Origin of the sequence: Microbacterium sp. NFH-22A-Y, from assembly GCF_021401375.1 — a bacterium.
GTDB classification, from domain to species: Bacteria; Actinomycetota; Actinomycetes; order Actinomycetales; family Microbacteriaceae; genus Microbacterium; species Microbacterium hominis.
Genome location: NZ_JACBGF010000002.1, coordinates 100,611 through 114,739, shown reverse-complemented (window position 1 = coordinate 114,739; position 14,129 = coordinate 100,611). Strand labels below are relative to the sequence as shown.

The 14,129-nt window shown below is 68.0% G+C and carries 15 protein-coding genes; 8 read left to right on the top strand and 7 right to left on the bottom strand.

Annotated elements, in window-relative coordinates; all coding sequences use genetic code 11:
* Window positions 1–43: 43 nt before the first annotated feature.
* The gene (locus tag L0965_RS06550; RefSeq protein ID WP_101305181.1) at window positions 44–1,261 is read right to left on the bottom strand and encodes a hypothetical protein; all 1,218 of its coding nucleotides are present in this window, start codon (window positions 1,259–1,261) and stop codon (window positions 44–46) included.
* A 25-nt stretch (window positions 1,262–1,286) separates the two neighbouring features.
* Complete coding sequence (locus L0965_RS06545) at window positions 1,287–2,852, bottom strand: MFS transporter (RefSeq protein ID WP_101305182.1); 1,566 nt, start codon at window positions 2,850–2,852, stop codon at window positions 1,287–1,289.
* Between the two features lie 196 nt (window positions 2,853–3,048).
* Between L0965_RS06545 and rpsF the strand changes: the two genes are divergently transcribed.
* The 4 genes from rpsF to rplI all read left to right on the top strand — a co-directional run bounded on the left by rpsF (window position 3,049) and on the right by rplI (window position 4,768).
* Window positions 3,049–3,387 (top strand): 30S ribosomal protein S6, encoded by a 339-nt coding sequence (gene rpsF / locus L0965_RS06540; protein WP_060960846.1) that lies wholly within the window; start codon window positions 3,049–3,051, stop codon window positions 3,385–3,387.
* A 5-nt stretch (window positions 3,388–3,392) separates the two neighbouring features.
* On the top strand, window positions 3,393–3,899 hold the full coding sequence (locus tag L0965_RS06535; RefSeq protein WP_060960800.1) for a single-stranded DNA-binding protein: 507 nt from the start codon (window positions 3,393–3,395) through the stop codon (window positions 3,897–3,899).
* A 149-nt stretch (window positions 3,900–4,048) separates the two neighbouring features.
* Window positions 4,049–4,303, top strand: a complete 255-nt coding sequence (gene rpsR / locus L0965_RS06530; RefSeq protein ID WP_005054609.1) for a 30S ribosomal protein S18 — start codon at window positions 4,049–4,051, stop codon at window positions 4,301–4,303.
* Between the two features lie 12 nt (window positions 4,304–4,315).
* Complete coding sequence (rplI, locus tag L0965_RS06525; protein ID WP_036288929.1) at window positions 4,316–4,768, top strand: 50S ribosomal protein L9; 453 nt, start codon at window positions 4,316–4,318, stop codon at window positions 4,766–4,768.
* Window positions 4,769–4,979: 211 nt separating this feature from the next.
* On the opposite strand, the gene L0965_RS06520 is transcribed toward rplI, so the two are convergent.
* Together L0965_RS06520 and L0965_RS06515 are read right to left on the bottom strand one after the other, a co-directional pair.
* Window positions 4,980–6,290: a hypothetical protein gene (locus tag L0965_RS06520; protein WP_101305183.1), complete on the bottom strand. Its 1,311-nt coding sequence runs from the start codon at window positions 6,288–6,290 to the stop codon at window positions 4,980–4,982.
* A gap of 83 nt (window positions 6,291–6,373) precedes the next feature.
* Window positions 6,374–7,327 carry a hypothetical protein gene (locus L0965_RS06515; protein ID WP_234057961.1) on the bottom strand — a complete coding sequence of 318 codons (954 nt, stop codon included), beginning with the start codon at window positions 7,325–7,327 and terminating at the stop codon, window positions 6,374–6,376.
* Window positions 7,328–7,807: 480 nt separating this feature from the next.
* On the opposite strand from L0965_RS06515, the gene dnaB reads away from it, so the two are divergent.
* The 4 genes from dnaB to L0965_RS06495 all read left to right on the top strand — a co-directional run bounded on the left by dnaB (window position 7,808) and on the right by L0965_RS06495 (window position 11,913).
* Window positions 7,808–9,190 (top strand): replicative DNA helicase, encoded by a 1,383-nt coding sequence (gene dnaB / locus L0965_RS06510; protein ID WP_060960798.1) that lies wholly within the window; start codon window positions 7,808–7,810, stop codon window positions 9,188–9,190.
* Window positions 9,191–9,284: 94 nt separating this feature from the next.
* Window positions 9,285–10,109 carry a nucleotidyltransferase gene (locus L0965_RS06505; protein ID WP_101305184.1) on the top strand — a complete coding sequence of 275 codons (825 nt, stop codon included), beginning with the start codon at window positions 9,285–9,287 and terminating at the stop codon, window positions 10,107–10,109.
* A gap of 47 nt (window positions 10,110–10,156) precedes the next feature.
* Window positions 10,157–11,044, top strand: coding sequence for an S-4TM family putative pore-forming effector (locus L0965_RS06500; RefSeq protein ID WP_101305185.1), 888 nt, complete (start codon window positions 10,157–10,159; stop codon window positions 11,042–11,044).
* Complete coding sequence (locus L0965_RS06495) at window positions 11,041–11,913, top strand: nucleotidyltransferase (RefSeq protein WP_101305186.1); 873 nt, start codon at window positions 11,041–11,043, stop codon at window positions 11,911–11,913. Before L0965_RS06500 ends, L0965_RS06495 begins: the two co-directional genes overlap by 4 nt.
* 35 nt (window positions 11,914–11,948) lie before the next feature.
* On the opposite strand, the gene L0965_RS06490 is transcribed toward L0965_RS06495, so the two are convergent.
* The 3 genes from L0965_RS06490 to L0965_RS06480 all read right to left on the bottom strand — a co-directional run bounded on the left by L0965_RS06490 (window position 11,949) and on the right by L0965_RS06480 (window position 14,110).
* Complete coding sequence (locus L0965_RS06490) at window positions 11,949–12,266, bottom strand: Rrf2 family transcriptional regulator (RefSeq protein WP_157831535.1); 318 nt, start codon at window positions 12,264–12,266, stop codon at window positions 11,949–11,951.
* A 243-nt stretch (window positions 12,267–12,509) separates the two neighbouring features.
* Entirely contained in the window at window positions 12,510–13,733 is a 1,224-nt protein-coding gene (locus L0965_RS06485) for an MFS transporter (protein ID WP_101305188.1), read from the bottom strand.
* Window positions 13,730–14,110 carry a metalloregulator ArsR/SmtB family transcription factor gene (locus L0965_RS06480; protein ID WP_067121069.1) on the bottom strand — a complete coding sequence of 127 codons (381 nt, stop codon included), beginning with the start codon at window positions 14,108–14,110 and terminating at the stop codon, window positions 13,730–13,732. Before L0965_RS06480 ends, L0965_RS06485 begins: the two co-directional genes overlap by 4 nt.
* Window positions 14,111–14,129: the final 19 nt, after the last annotated feature.

Genomic DNA, 14,129 nt, shown 5'->3' with positions numbered 1-14,129 from the left:
CGCGCGACCAGCGACGCCCAACGTTTCACGTGCAACGCGGGTGTCAGTTCGACAGGTTGTCGATGAGTGACGCGAATACGCCGAGCGGGCCGAACAGCATCAGCATCAGCACGGCGCCGATGATGATGATGGCGGCCCACGGAACGCGTCGGCGGAGGCGGCGGCCCGCCGGCGCGACGCCGGGCGGTGGCCGCAGGGATGCCGTGGGCGCCCCGAACGGCAGCGCCGCCGACGCGGGCTCCGCCGACGCGGCATCCCTTGTCGTGGCGTCCCCTGCCGCGGGATGCGTCGTCACCGCCGCCGTGGGCGGAGCGAGCCGGTCGTCGCGCCAGCGCTCCCACTGCGCGAGCTTGTCGAGCAGTGCCGCCACGACGGAGAACAGCCAGGCCCAGGTCGCCGGATCGAGGGTGGAAGCCTCGCGCTGCGTGTAGAGGAACAGCCAGTCGTCGACGATCTCCACGTCGAGGGCGGCCGCGTGATCGACGAAGCGGGCCATGATGTCGGGCGTGAAGAGGTACAGGGCGTCGGCCTCGTAGCCGGACGGGCAGTAGAGGGTGAAGTAGCGGTCGAAGTCGCCCTCGAGACTGAGCCGCTGCGCCCCGTCGAAGGCGGCCGGCAGGGTGGAGCCGAACAGTCCGTTGTTGCCCAGGGCGTCCAGCACGATGTTCGACAGGGGCGTCGCGAGCTTCACCGCGACGTAGCCCCACCGATGGGTGGATTCGTTCTTGCCCGAGCCGGTGCGGTAGACGTAGTTGCCGAACTCCACGAAGCGCGGGCTCTCGCCGCGGACCACGTCGGTGGCTTCGCGGCCGTGTCCGAGGCCGAACACCATCCCCGGAAGCGGCGGCGCGGGCACCGACGGGTACCAGGTCATGGCGTTGGCGCGCGCGAAGCGATCGAGGCGCCACCAGCGCTCCCCCGTCCGGGCGCCGAACGCCCGCGCGATGCCGACCGCGAGGACCGCGACGACGGCCACGAGCATGACCACCGGCGCGAAGGCCAGCACCGTGAAGCCGTCTCCGGAGACGGCCGCGGATGCGGCGCTCATCGCTCCGGCGAGCACGCCCAGGATCGTCGACCCGAAGACGATCGCGAAGACCACGCCGACGATCACGGCCATGACGACCCGCGCGCCCGTCGCGGCGGCCGGTGCCCGTCCGCCGGCGCGCAGCTCGCGGACGTAGGCGCGCACCGCCGCGCGATCGGCGGGCTCGATGAGCGGTCGCGCGTCGAAGGGCGAGGATGCCGCAGGCGTGCTCATGTCGTCACGCTACCGGGCCGAGCTTTCAGGGCGCCGTCCGTGCGTCCTCGTCACGATAACGGGCGCGCAACTCTTTCTCGACGGACGCCGTCGGCAGCCCGACCGCGACCACGAGCAGCCCCAGCACCAGCGCGATGGCCCCCACCAGATACGCCGCCCAGGCGCCGTCGACGAAGCTGAGGCGCGCGGCCTCGAGGATCTGCGTCGCGTATGCCGGGTTCTCCGCCGCGACGTGGGCGGCGGAGGCGAACGAGGCCTGCAGTGCGCGCGTCACGTCGTCGGAGAGTGCCGCGGCATCCGGTGAGGCGGCGATCAGCCCCGCGAACACGTGCGCGAATCCGCCGGCGAGCACGGCACCGAGCAGCGCCTGCAGCACCGCCCCGCCGAGATCGCTCTGCAGGTCGCTCGTCGCCGAGGCCATGCCCGCTTTGCGCACCGGCGTGCTGCTGGTGAGCGAGCGGGATGCCGCGGTCATCACGAACGAGGCTCCTCCCCCGACCAGGGCGAACGCGGCGGCGACCACCACCGGAGTGGTGTCCTCGTTCCACGCGAGCATCGTGCCGAAGGCGCCGATGAGGACGACATAGCCGACGATCATCGCGATCCGGGTGCCGCGCTCGACCAGGACGGCGGCGAACGGCGCGCAGGCGAGCAGGGCGATCGCGGCCGGGATGAGGGCGACGCCGGCCTGCAGGGCGTCGTAGCCGAGGATGTTCTGCAGATACTGCTGACCGACGAACATGGCGCCGACGAGCGACCCGAACGCGAGTGTTCCCGCGACCGCCGGCACCCAGAAGAGGCGTCGCCGGGCGACCCGCAGGTCGTACAGGGGCGCGGCGACGCGCAGCTGGCGCGCGACGAAGGCCGCGATCAGCGCCGCCGCCGCGACCAGGAGCGTCAGGCCGGCCGCCGCATCTCCCGGCGCGAACACGATGCCGAGACCCAGGACCAGTGCGGCGACGGCGAGCACGGACAGGACCCCGCCGAGGTGGTCGACCGGTTCGTCCGACTCGGCGACACCGCGCGGGATCGCGCGCGCGGCGATCAGCAGCGCGGCGACGGCGACGGGGACGGGCAGCAGCAGGGCGATGCGCCACCCGAAGGCGACGACGAGGGCCCCCGACAGCACCGATCCCCCGACCGTCGCGACCGCGCCCGTCGCGGTCCACAGCGCGATCGCGCGGACGCGGGCGGGCCCCTCGTCCCACAGTGCGGTGATCAGGGCGAGCGTCGTCGGGAACGCGAATCCGGCGGCGATCCCCGTGAGTACGCGCGCCGCCATGAGGAACCCGATCGAGGGGGCGAGGCTCGCGGCCGTGCCGGCGACGAGCAGTCCCACGAGTCCGATGCAGAGCACCCGGACCCGGCCGTGGCGATCGCCGATGGCGCCGGCGTACAGCACGGTCATGGCCAGGCCGAGGCCCGTGCCGAGGGCGACGAGGTTGAGGGTGGTCTGCGAGGCGTCGAAGGTCGCGGCGATGTCGGGGAGGGCGACGGTCGCGCCGCCGGTGGTGAGGTTGCAGACCGCGGCGGCCAGCAGCAGTGCCGTCAGCACGGCGCCGGAACGCGCCGGAACGTGCGTGCTCGGCATCCGCCGTCCTTCCGTCGTCCCGTCGTCGTCCCTGAGCGTAGCGCTCGTCGGGTAGACTGTTGTGGTTGCCCGTCTGCGTTCCGTTCCGGAATCCGCGCGGGCACGTGCATCAACCCTCCTGATGCCGGGAAATGCCCGGCATCCGTTCTAGTCCGAAGGAGGTGGGTTAGTGACGCACTCACACCAGTACGAGCTCATGGTCATCCTCGACCCCGAGATCGACGAGCGTCAGGTCGCCCCCAAGCTCGACGGGTTCCTCAAGGTCATCACCGGCGACGGTGGCACCATCGAGAACGTCGACATCTGGGGCAAGCGTCGCCTGGCGTACGAGATCCAGAAGAAGAACGAGGGCATCTACGCCGTCGTCAACTTCACCGCCACGAGCGAGGCCACGCAGGAGCTCGACCGTCAGCTCAAGCTGAACGAGCAGATCATGCGTACCAAGGTCCTGCGTGCCGAGGAGGCGATCGCCCAGGTCGCCGCCGAGAAGGAGCGCGCCGAGGCCAAGGCCGCCCGCAAGGCAGCGAAGGCGTAACGACGATGGCCGGCGAGACCGTCATCACCGTCGTGGGAAACCTCACGGCAGACCCCGAGCTGCGGTACACGCAGAACGGCCTGCCCGTCGCGAACTTCACGATCGCGTCGACTCCTCGCAACTTCGACCGTCAGGCCAACGAGTGGAAGGACGGCGAAGCGCTGTTCCTCCGCGCGTCGGTGTGGCGCGAGTTCGCCGAGCACGTCGCCGGTTCGCTGACGAAGGGTTCCCGTGTCATCGCGACCGGTCGGTTGAAGCAGCGCTCCTACCAGGACCGCGAGGGCAACAACCGGACCGCGATCGAGCTGGAGGTCGACGAGATCGGCCCCTCGCTGCGGTATGCCACGGCTCAGGTCACGCGTGCCGCATCCGGCGGAGGCAACTACGGAGGCGGCCAGCAGTCGCGTCCGCAGCAGCAGGTGCAGCAGGAGGAGCCGTGGGCGACCCCGGGCTCTGCCGCACCCGACGCCTGGAGCGCACCCGGCGCCTACGGCGACGACACTCCGTTTTGAGTCGGCTCGGGTCACTGTCGCGAAGCGACACTGACGCGAGATCGACTCACGGTTGAGCGAGGCCCGCAGGGCCGAGTCGAAACCCGGGATCCGTCGCAAGATTCTCGAATTCTGGATGCCTCGGCATCCGCACACACCTAAGGAAAACAATGGCTGGAAAGGCTACCGGCGATCGCCGTAAGCCGCGGAAGGGCGCGAAGAACGCCGCTCCCGCGAAGGCGATCCGCGTCGGCGTCATCGACTACAAGGACGTCGCAACGCTTCGCAAGTTCATCTCGGAGCGCGGCAAGATCCGCGCCCGTCGTATCACCGGTGTCTCGGTGCAGGAGCAGCGTCTGATCGCCAAGGCGATCAAGAACGCGCGCGAAATGGCGCTCCTGCCTTACGCCGGCGCTGGCCGCTAAGGAGCACCCATCATGGCAAAGCTGATTCTCACGAACGAGGTTGCCGGGCTCGGAAGCGCCGGCGACGTCATCGAGGTCAAGAACGGGTACGCCCGCAACTACCTCATCCCTCAGGGCTTCGCTGTGGCGTGGACCCGCGGTGGCGAGAAGCAGGTGGCGTCCATCCGCGCCGCCCGTGACGCCCGTGCGATCCACGACCACGAAGAGGCCGTCGCGCTCAAGGACACCCTCGAGTCGAACAAGGTCAAGCTGTCGGTCAAGGCCGGCAAGGAAGGCCGCCTCTTCGGGTCGGTCAAGACCGCCGACGTGGCCGACGCCGTCAAGGCTGCCGGTCTCGGCGAGCTCGACAAGCGCAAGATCCACATCACCGCGCCCATCAAGGCCGTCGGTGAGCACGAGGCGACCGTGCGTCTGCGCGACGACCTCACCGCTGTGATCACCCTCCAGGTGGTCGCCGCCAAGTAAGTCCCGCCGGATTCCCGGTCGTTGAGCCAGGCGCGCGAGCGCCGAGATGCAGCGTCGAGAACCGGTCGTTGAGCGAGGCGCGCGAGCGCCGAGTCGAAACGCCGCACGGATGCCGTGACCTCCCCCAAGGTGAGGTCACGGCATCCGTCGTTTCCGCCGGACGGTGGAGGAGCCGGTGCCAGGCACGGTCGCCGGCTCCTCCCGCCGGGGGTCATTCGGTGCGTGCACGGCGGCGTGCGGTGAGCATCACCCCCAGAGCGAGCGCGGCCAGCCCCGCCAGCAGCGGCAGCAGGGTGAGGACGCCGCCGGTCTGAGCGAGCGTCTTCACGGCGCCGCTCGCGGCCAGCACGCCCGTGACAGCGGTGCCGCCCGTGGTCGACGTGCCGGGTGTGGTCGGCGTGGTGGGCGTCGTCGGGGTCGTGGGCGTGGTGGGCGTGGTCGGCGTCGTGGGCGTCGTCGGGCCGGTGGTCGGCGCCGTCGTGGTGGCGTCACCGACCACGGCGATCGCGTTGCCGCCGAGGGTGATCGGCGCCGTGATCGGCAGGCCCAGCTGCGTGCCGCCGAGGATGCCGTCGGTGCCGCTCGTGGTGGAGCCGTCGGTGGTCCCGCCGGTTCCCGCCGGTGCGGTGGTGGTGGCATCCGCGCTGTCGGCGTCGCCGAGCACGGAGATGGCGTTGCCGCCGGCGGTCACCGGTGCGGTGATCGGTGCGAGCACCTGGGTGCCGCCGAGGATGCCGTCGGTGCCGTCGGTGGTCGCGCCGTCGGTCGTTCCGGCGGGGGCGCCGGCCGGGGCGGTGGTGGCCGCACCCGTGCTGTCGGCGTCGCCGAGCACCGAGATGGCGTTGCCACCCACGGTCACCGGTGCGGTGATCGGTGCGAGCACCTGGGTGCCGCCGAGGATGCCGTCGGTGCCGTCGGTGGTCGCCCCGTCGGTCGTTCCGGCGGGGGCGCCGGCCGGGGCGGTGGTGGCCGCACCCGTGCTGTCGGCGTCGCCGAGCACCGAGATGGCGTTGCCACCCACGGTCACCGGCACCGCGACGTCCACGACGCCGTGGGTGCCGCCCAGGACGCTGTCCGAGCCGCTGGTGGTGGCAGCGGGTGCCTCGGCCGGTGCGGAGGCCGGCGCGGCGGGTTCCGCGGCCGGGGAGGTCGCGGCATCCGTGCTGTCGGCGTCGCCGAGCACCGAGACGGCGTTGCCGCCGAGTGTCACCGGCACGACGACGTCGATGACGGCCTGTGTGCCGGAGCCGACGCCGTCGGAGCCGCCCGTGGAGGCGTCTCCGCCGCCGATCGACACCGACGGTGCCGAGGTCTGCGCCTCGGTGCTCGTGGCGTCGCCCAGCACCGAGATCCCGTTGCCGGCGACCGTGACGGGCACCGCCACGGAGATGAGCCCCTGGGTTCCCGACAGCAGACCGTCGTCGCCCGTGGTCTCGGCCGCCTGTGCGACCGTCGCGCCGAAGAGCGTGATGCCTCCGGCCAGGAGCGTGCCCCACAGGGCGCGCTTGATGGTGGTGTTCATGATGTCTCTCTCCTGAAAGTGTTGACGGGGGTGCGCGCGAGAGCGCGCGGGATCGTGCCGCTCAGAAGGCGGTCGAACCCCCGTCAGTCAGGGGAGACGTCGGTGTCGAACACCGGCGCGGGCAGGGCGTACTCGTCGCCCGGTGCGCGTCGCAGCATCCAGGCACGGTGCGCTGCGAACAGACCGAAGGCGAGCACGGCGCTCGCGCCGAAGGAGAATCCAGCCGCGCTGGAGAAGAACGAGGTCGCCTCGAGGGCGGTCCCGGGCGGGGCCCATCCCCCCGTCGGCGATGCGGGCAGCACGGATGCCGGGGTCAGCACGGCGGCACCGGGAACGAACGAGGTCACCGCCGTCTCGAGCGAGACGAGCGCGGTGTTCAGCGTGGCGCCGAGGCCGGCCGTCGCCTGATCCCAGGCTGCCGTGAGCACCGCGAGCGCGGCCTCGGTGGAGGCCGGCGAGCCCGCGGACGGGTCGGTGGGGGATGCCGCGCCCCCGGCAGGGGGGACCGCTCTCGTGAGGGGGGTCACGAGGCTTCCGACGACGGGGAGCGATGTCACCGCGTCGGTCACGGGGGCCGCGGCATCCACGAGGGGCGCGACCGCGCCGGTCACGGGTGCGAGGACGGGTGCGAGGGGGCTCACGATCTCGCCGACCGTCGAGCCGATCGGGGCGACGACGTCGCCGACGGGCGCAAGGGGCTCGAGCGCCGGAGCCACGGAGGTGACGATAGCGCCGACCGGGGGTGCCACGGTCTCGACCACGGGAGCGACGGTCTCGGCGACGGGAGAGAGGATCTCTGCGACCGGGTCGAGCACGGGGGTCGTGACCGTCGACAGCGTGCTGGAGACGCCGCCGACGAGGGAGCCGAGAGGATTGTCGGTGTCGTCGGCGGCATGGGCCGACGGACCGGAGAACAGGGTGAGGGCGAACCAGGCGAACGCGGCGCCGACACCGACGGCGCCCAGCATCGCCCATCGCCGTGTCGACTCTGTGGTCGAACGTCCGCGGCGCAGCGGGGGGACTGCGATCGTCACCATGTTCACCTCCCACGACGATGTGTCGGGATGCCGGCGCGAGCCGACGCCCATGGAGTGCCTGGATACGTGAAGATACGCCGATATATCACTCGTGTCTAGACCCCTCGGACGCGCGGCGTCTTCGCGCGGGACACGCCCGACCGACGCGCGCGAGCCGACCCCTCGACTTGACAACGACGCATTCATCCCCATGGTTGTCCCCAACCCTCACGCACAGGCCGAACCTTCAACCGGCACTTCAACCACATTGTGAATCCACAGGGTGTGAATCAGTGAATACCAGGTCAGGTTGCATTTTCCGCGAAGAATCTTTGGATGCCACGGCGTGTTTCCACAGGCACTGTGCACAGGGTGTCCGGCGTTTCACGCAGATCATCCACAGAGTTATCCACAGGCCTGTTTGCGACTGTCGGACCCCGTCCCTAACGTGGCGTGTGGTCTCGCGGCGGGACCGGTCATCGAGCGTGTGAAGGGGACTGCATGTCGATCGCGGACATCTCCGAGGATCGTTTCGGTGGACCCCTCGAGAGCCGCGGACCCGAGCGCACGCCGCCGCACGACCTCCTCGCCGAGCAGAGCACCCTCGGCGGGATGCTGCTGTCGAGCGACGCCGTCGCCGATGTGATCGAGGCGCTGCGCGGCACCGACTTCTACGTGCCGAAGCACGAGCTGATCTTCGAGGCGATCCTCTCGCTCTACTCGCACGGCGAGCCCACCGATGTGGTCGCCGTCACCGACGAGCTCATCAAGACGGGTGACCTGCAGCGCTCCGGCGGCGCCGACTACCTGCACTCGCTCACGTCCATCGTGCCGACCGCAGCCAACGCCGCGTACTATGCGTCGATCGTGCGCGAGCGCGCGCTGCTGCGAAGGCTCGTCGAGGCCGGCACGCGCATCGTGCAGATGGGCTACAACGGCCAGGGCGATGCGCTCGACCTGGTCAACAACGCGCAGGCGGAGATCTACTCGGTCACCGGTGCCGAGCAGGCCGAGGACTACGTCCCGCTCGAGGTCGCCGTCAACGCGGCCGTCGAGGAGATCGAGGCCGCGCGCGGGCGCGACGGTCAGATGACCGGCATCCCCACCGGATTCGCCGGGCTGGACCAGCTGACCAACGGTCTGCATCCGGGTCAGATGATCATCATCGCGGCGCGCCCCGCCATGGGTAAGTCGACGCTGGCGCTGGACTTCGCCCGCGCGGCGGCGATCAAGGCGCAGCAGCCGACGATCGTCTTCTCGCTCGAAATGGGGCGCAGCGAGATCGCCATGCGTCTGATGAGCGCCGAGGGTGCCATTCCGCTGCAGAGCATGCGCAAGGGCACGCTCGACTCCCGCGACTGGACGACGATCGCCGCCACCCGCGGCCGCATCAACGACGCGCCGCTGTACATCGACGACAGCCCCAACATGACGCTCGTTGAGATCCGCGCGAAGTGCCGCAAGCTCAAGCAGCGAGTGGGTCTGAAGATGGTGGTCATCGACTACCTGCAGCTCATGACCTCGGGAAAGCGCGTCGAGAGCCGCCAGCAGGAGGTCTCGGAGTTCTCGCGTGCGCTGAAGCTCCTCGCCAAGGAGCTTCAGGTGCCGGTGATCGCGCTGTCGCAGCTGAACCGTGGTCCCGAGCAGCGCGCCGACAAGAAGCCCGCCCTGAGCGACCTGCGTGAGTCGGGCTCGATCGAGCAGGATGCCGACATGGTGGTGCTGCTGCATCGCGAGGCCGCCTACGAGAAGGACAGCCCTCGTGCCGGCGAGGCCGACCTGATCGTCGCCAAGCACCGTAACGGCCCGACGGATACGATCACCGTCGCCTTCCAGGGCCACTTCTCCCGCTTCACCGACATGGCACCGGGGGACTTCGGGTAGGTGTTGTAGGTTCCACGCCGAAATGACATATTCCACGGGCAGTTGGCAGGCACTTGGCATCTCTGCCATTTGCCGTGGACGGAAGGATTGATAGGTGGGCGACACCCCCATCAGTTGGCTCTCTGATCTCAACGCGAAGTACACGCCGAGCTCGACCCAGTTCGACGCGGCCCGAGGGCATCGCGCGTCCATCGAGTCGCGACTCGACAGCGACCTTGGCGTGCGCGAGATGTTCGAGATTGGATCGCTACGACACGGGACCGGCGTTTGGATCTACAGCGATGCGGATTACCTGGTGTCGCTCAAGGGGATCCGCCCGGAGTCGATCTGGACCATGCTCGAGAAGGTGAAGAGCAGCCTCGAGACGCGATTTCCGAGCACCACAATCAGCACGCGTCGACCCGCCGTGGTGTGCAAGTTCTCGGATGGAACCGTCGAAGTCGTACCGGGCTACCCTTCAACGACCGGCTACTGGATCGCGCATCCTTCCGGGGGGTGGATGCTCACACATCCCAAGGACCACAACGCGTACGTCAACGGGGTGAACAGTCGGCACAGTGGGGCCGTCAAGAAGCTGGCGCGCGAACTCAAGGTCTGGAAGTACAAGCGGAACGTTCCAATCTCTTCGTGCTACCTAGAGATGCGGGCCGCGAAGTACATGGATGGGCAGAACACATATTCGGCGGTCTGGGATCTCCACGGCGCGCTGAAGCATCTCCAGGACGTCGGGCTGGCCGCGATGAACGATCCGACCGGACTGGGTTCGCGTTTCACCGCGTGCTCATCCGACACGAACAAGGCGGACGCCCTCTCGAAACTGAACACCGCAGTAGCGCGTGCGGGTCGCGCCAAGGCCCACTGGGCCGCCGGCGAGAGTGCCGAGTCGATCGACGATCTCAAGCTCCTGTTCAACCAATGACGGCTTCGCACGCGGGCCGTGACTATACGCCGCCAACGAGCGCCACGATGCGCGAGCGGCAGAATCACGCGGACGCACTCCGCTTGCTGATCGCGCAACGTCGCATCTACAACGTCGCGAAGCGATGGCAGTCCGCTCGATGGGTCGGCGTGATGATCATTGGCATCGCAGCGCCCGTGCTGGCCATCATCGTCCCACAGGCAGCGGTCGTCGTCGGTGCCGTCGCGGGAGCTTGGCTCTTCTTCGGACGGACAGCATTCGCGTGGGGTGAGACCCTGAAGATGGGGAGGGCAGCTGCGGTCCAGGAGGACTTCGACCGCTACGTCTTTGCCATGCCCGTGACAATTGCCCGAACGACAGCGCCAACCCGAGAGGACATCGCCGCCATAGCCGGAGATCGTGCGCAGACTCTCACCATCGCGCGACGTGAGAAACTTCTCGACTGGTATCCGATCAGTCTCGGCGCGTCAGGGGCCACGTCGGTCGCCGTATCCCAGCGAGCAAACGCTGCGTACTCCGATCGTCTACTTCGTGCCACCGTGGCCGTCTGGGCCAGCGCAAGCCTCGGGTGGGCGTTGTTGATGACGATCGTGAGCCTGGCGGCGGGACTCAGCTTGGGCACGTTCCTCGTGGGAGTGCTTCTCCCCGTGTTGCCAGCGTGCCTCGATGCATTTGAGTACATTCGCAGCACCTTCCTGGCTGCCCGAGATCGCCGGGATCTCGCCGCGACCATTGAGTCGCGCCTGCTTACCGGAGCAGCACCTGTGGACGGTCAGGAGTTGCTGGTCTGGCAGGAACGGATCTACGAGCTCCGCCAGACCACACCGCAGATCCCCAACTGGCTCTACCGACTGTTGAGACCGAGTAACGAAGCGGCGATGCATGCCGCCGCTGAGGATCTGACCAGGGGGCGGTCAGACGAGGAGGATGTGTGACGCTGACGACAGCCCAGGCGTTCGCGAGCTTTCAGGAGAGCCTGACGGCCACGGCCTATCAGACCGGAACGTTGATACCGGCGAGGAGGCGAGGCGTGGAGGAGCGCTTGAGCGGAGCCTTCCCATCCTCGTCCGATCTTCCGTTTTCCGAGTGCAAGATGATGGGGTCTGCCGCGAAAGGCACGATTATCCGACCATTCGACGATGTCGACGTACTGGCTGTGTTCTCGAACGTGAAGAACGCGTGGAACACGTATCAGTGGGACTCGCAGAGCTTCATCTACCGCATCCGTGCGGCCTACAGTGGGCTTTCGGTTCAACAGGTCGGCACTCGGGGGCAGGCCGTGCGCGTGTTCTACGAGGGAGGTGGTCACGTTGACATCGCTCCCGTATTCGAAGTCGGCAGTGGCGTCTACAAGCTGCCTGCGGGTGACGGCACATGGATTAACACCGCTCCGTTCATCGCTTCCAACTGGTACGCGGATCGCCACCGTGACCTTGGCTACCAGTTGTCGCCCGTGGTTCGGCTCCTGAAGGCGTGGAATCGCGCACACTCACGACGACTGCGGTCGTTCCATCTCGAGACGGTGGCCGCGACGGTCTTCGGGCAGCTCGGGACTGATCATCGTGTCGCGGTGCAGCGCTTCTTCGAGTGGTCACAGACGAGGTTGGCAGTGGCGGATCCGGGAGGGCAGAGCGGTAACCTGAGCAGCTACTTGTCATGGACTGCACACCAGGACGTCGTGCAAGCCCTAGAGTCGGCGCGGGTACGCGCGTCGAATGCGATTGCGGCGGAACAGCGTGCGGACCACGCGGAGGCCAAGCGCCAGTGGGCCGTCATTTTCGGGTCCGACTTTCCGACCAGCTAACGGTCGCGAACTCAGCTCGAGCGCGATCGTCGCCGTCAGGATGCGGAGCGCTCGGTAGCGCGATCCTCTTCGACGTACTGGCTCGCCGCATTCCACCAGGGATTCTCGCGGACGCGGTACAGGATGGTCCGCTCTCCGGGCACGCGCTCGACGAACTCGATGAAGTTCGCGCGGCGGAGTTTCTGGATCAGCGGATGCACGATCCCAGGAGAGAGCCTCGTCGCGTCGCTGATCGTCTTCGATGAGAACTTCTCGCCGCGCAGACCCGCGATCTCGACCATGACGCTGTACATGTAGCTGTTGCCGAAGACGAGCCGGGATTCCTTCGGCGCGATGGGCTCCAACATGGTCATGTCCTTGAGTGTCGCACACGCGACCGACGTGGGGTTCAGGCGGGCCTGCGGGCGTTGATTTTGTGGTCTCTATATTTGTATCCCTGACTGTAGGAACCGCTCAGAGATGTCCACGACGACTCGACGAGACCGAGGAATCGCGGCTAAAGTGTCCGCGTCCAACGCGTGTGTCTACTCCTCGAGTTGTCCATCGCGGTTCGAGCTGACGACACCCGCCAGAAACATGTGCTCGCAGCTCATCGTTTACAGAGTGGTGACGACGGTACCTGCTGGTTTGTACAGCACAGCCAAGGCGGTAACGCCGACGATGGCGAATCCGAGCAGCGCGCTAGCCGCGATGGGCAGTCCAATGACACCGAGCCAGCCCGCGATCGGGTAGCTAACCAGAAAGCAGCCGTGCGAAAGTGCGAATTGTGCGGTGTATACCAGGTTGCGGTTAGCGGGGGTGGACGCGTCGGCTAGAAGCCGTGACGAAGGGGTGTTAATCAGCGAGGTACTGGCACCGAGCAACGCCCAGGTGGCAAGCAGCATCCACCAGCCCTCTCCCGTGGTCGTGGCGATAATCGTCATCGCGATGGCCGCGATCAGACCCGAAACAAGCGTCCAGGCACCGATGCTCATGGCGCACAAGACACCGATGCGGTCGACGATCCACGGGACGTTGAGGGCAATGATCAGGGAGCCGACCCCATACGCGCCGAGGGCGAGGGCGAGGGCGGTGTCATCCAGGTCGAACACGCCTTTGGTGTAGACGACGGAGTTGACCAGGACGATAGCGGTGCCGGCCGCGACGACCACGTTGGCGGCCATCAGGAAGCGGAGGCTGGGCGTGCGGGCGAACACGCGCAGCCCGGTTGGCAGCCGCTCCCAGAACGTGCCGGTGGACGCATCGGGTACGTGTGCGGGAAGGCGGGCGATGAGGACGAGGGTGGCGGAGGCGGCGAAGCCGACGGCGGTGCCCACGAACAGGTTGTTGTAGCTGATCACGGCAAGTAGGGCTGCGGCGATGACGGGGCTGAGGATCGAGTCGAGATCGTAGGCGAGGCGTGACAGCGCGAGGGCACGAGTGTACTGCTGGGGGTCGGGCAGCACGCTCGGGATGAGTGATTGGAAGGCGGGGGTGAAGGTCGCGGACGCGGACTGCAGCACGAACACGAGCACGTAGATCTGCCAGGTGTCCTGGACGAAGGGCAGGGTGAACGCGATCGCGAGTCGAACGGCGTCGGCGCCGACCAGAACGGCCTTCTTGGGGAGCCTGTCCACGAGCGCTGCAACCAGGGGTGCGACGCCGACGTAGGCGACCATCTTGATCGTCAACGCGGTGCCGAGCACCGATCCGGCGGCATCTCCGGCGATCTCGAACGCGAGCAGTCCGAGGGCAACGGTGAGCAGGCCGGTGCCGACAAGGGCGATGACCTGGGCGAAGAACAGCGCCCGGTAGGTGCCGTTGCGTAAGACGGTGATCATGGCGCCACAGGGCGGCTGGCGTCGGCTCCGGCGTGGTGGTGCGGGGCGGCGCCACCGAGGGAGTGCTCGGCTTGGAAGATCGCGTCCGTGACCAGCTGGCGCGCGTGTTCGTCGGCGAGGGCGTAGAACACGCGGGTGCCGTCTTGTCGGGTGGTGACCATACGGGCCAGGCGCAGCTTGGCGAGATGCTGGGAGACGGCGGCGGGTGACTTGTCGACGATGTCGGCGATGTGGTTCACGGACAACTCCCCGGCTCCCTCGAGCGCGAGGATGATCCGCACGCGGGTGGCGTCAGCGAGCATCGCGAAGACCTCGACGGCGAGCTCTACGTAGAGGCTGTCGGGGTCGCGGCCGCATGTCACGTTATCTGCATTCATACGCAGATTCTTCCATATG

Coding starts and splice junctions, on each gene's coding strand:
- L0965_RS06550 (WP_101305181.1), bottom strand. CDS start 1,261: ATGAGCACGCCTGCGGCATCCTCGCCCTTCGACGCGCGACCGCTCATC.
- L0965_RS06545 (WP_101305182.1), bottom strand. CDS start 2,852: ATGCCGAGCACGCACGTTCCGGCGCGTTCCGGCGCCGTGCTGACGGCA.
- rpsF (WP_060960846.1), top strand. CDS start 3,049: ATGGTCATCCTCGACCCCGAGATCGACGAGCGTCAGGTCGCCCCCAAG.
- L0965_RS06535 (WP_060960800.1), top strand. CDS start 3,393: ATGGCCGGCGAGACCGTCATCACCGTCGTGGGAAACCTCACGGCAGAC.
- rpsR (WP_005054609.1), top strand. CDS start 4,049: ATGGCTGGAAAGGCTACCGGCGATCGCCGTAAGCCGCGGAAGGGCGCG.
- rplI (WP_036288929.1), top strand. CDS start 4,316: ATGGCAAAGCTGATTCTCACGAACGAGGTTGCCGGGCTCGGAAGCGCC.
- L0965_RS06520 (WP_101305183.1), bottom strand. CDS start 6,290: ATGAACACCACCATCAAGCGCGCCCTGTGGGGCACGCTCCTGGCCGGA.
- L0965_RS06515 (WP_234057961.1), bottom strand. CDS start 7,327: ATGGTGACGATCGCAGTCCCCCCGCTGCGCCGCGGACGTTCGACCACA.
- dnaB (WP_060960798.1), top strand. CDS start 7,808: ATGTCGATCGCGGACATCTCCGAGGATCGTTTCGGTGGACCCCTCGAG.
- L0965_RS06500 (WP_101305185.1), top strand. CDS start 10,157: ATGCGCGAGCGGCAGAATCACGCGGACGCACTCCGCTTGCTGATCGCG.
- L0965_RS06490 (WP_157831535.1), bottom strand. CDS start 12,266: ATGACCATGTTGGAGCCCATCGCGCCGAAGGAATCCCGGCTCGTCTTC.
- L0965_RS06485 (WP_101305188.1), bottom strand. CDS start 13,733: ATGATCACCGTCTTACGCAACGGCACCTACCGGGCGCTGTTCTTCGCC.
- L0965_RS06480 (WP_067121069.1), bottom strand. CDS start 14,110: ATGAATGCAGATAACGTGACATGCGGCCGCGACCCCGACAGCCTCTAC.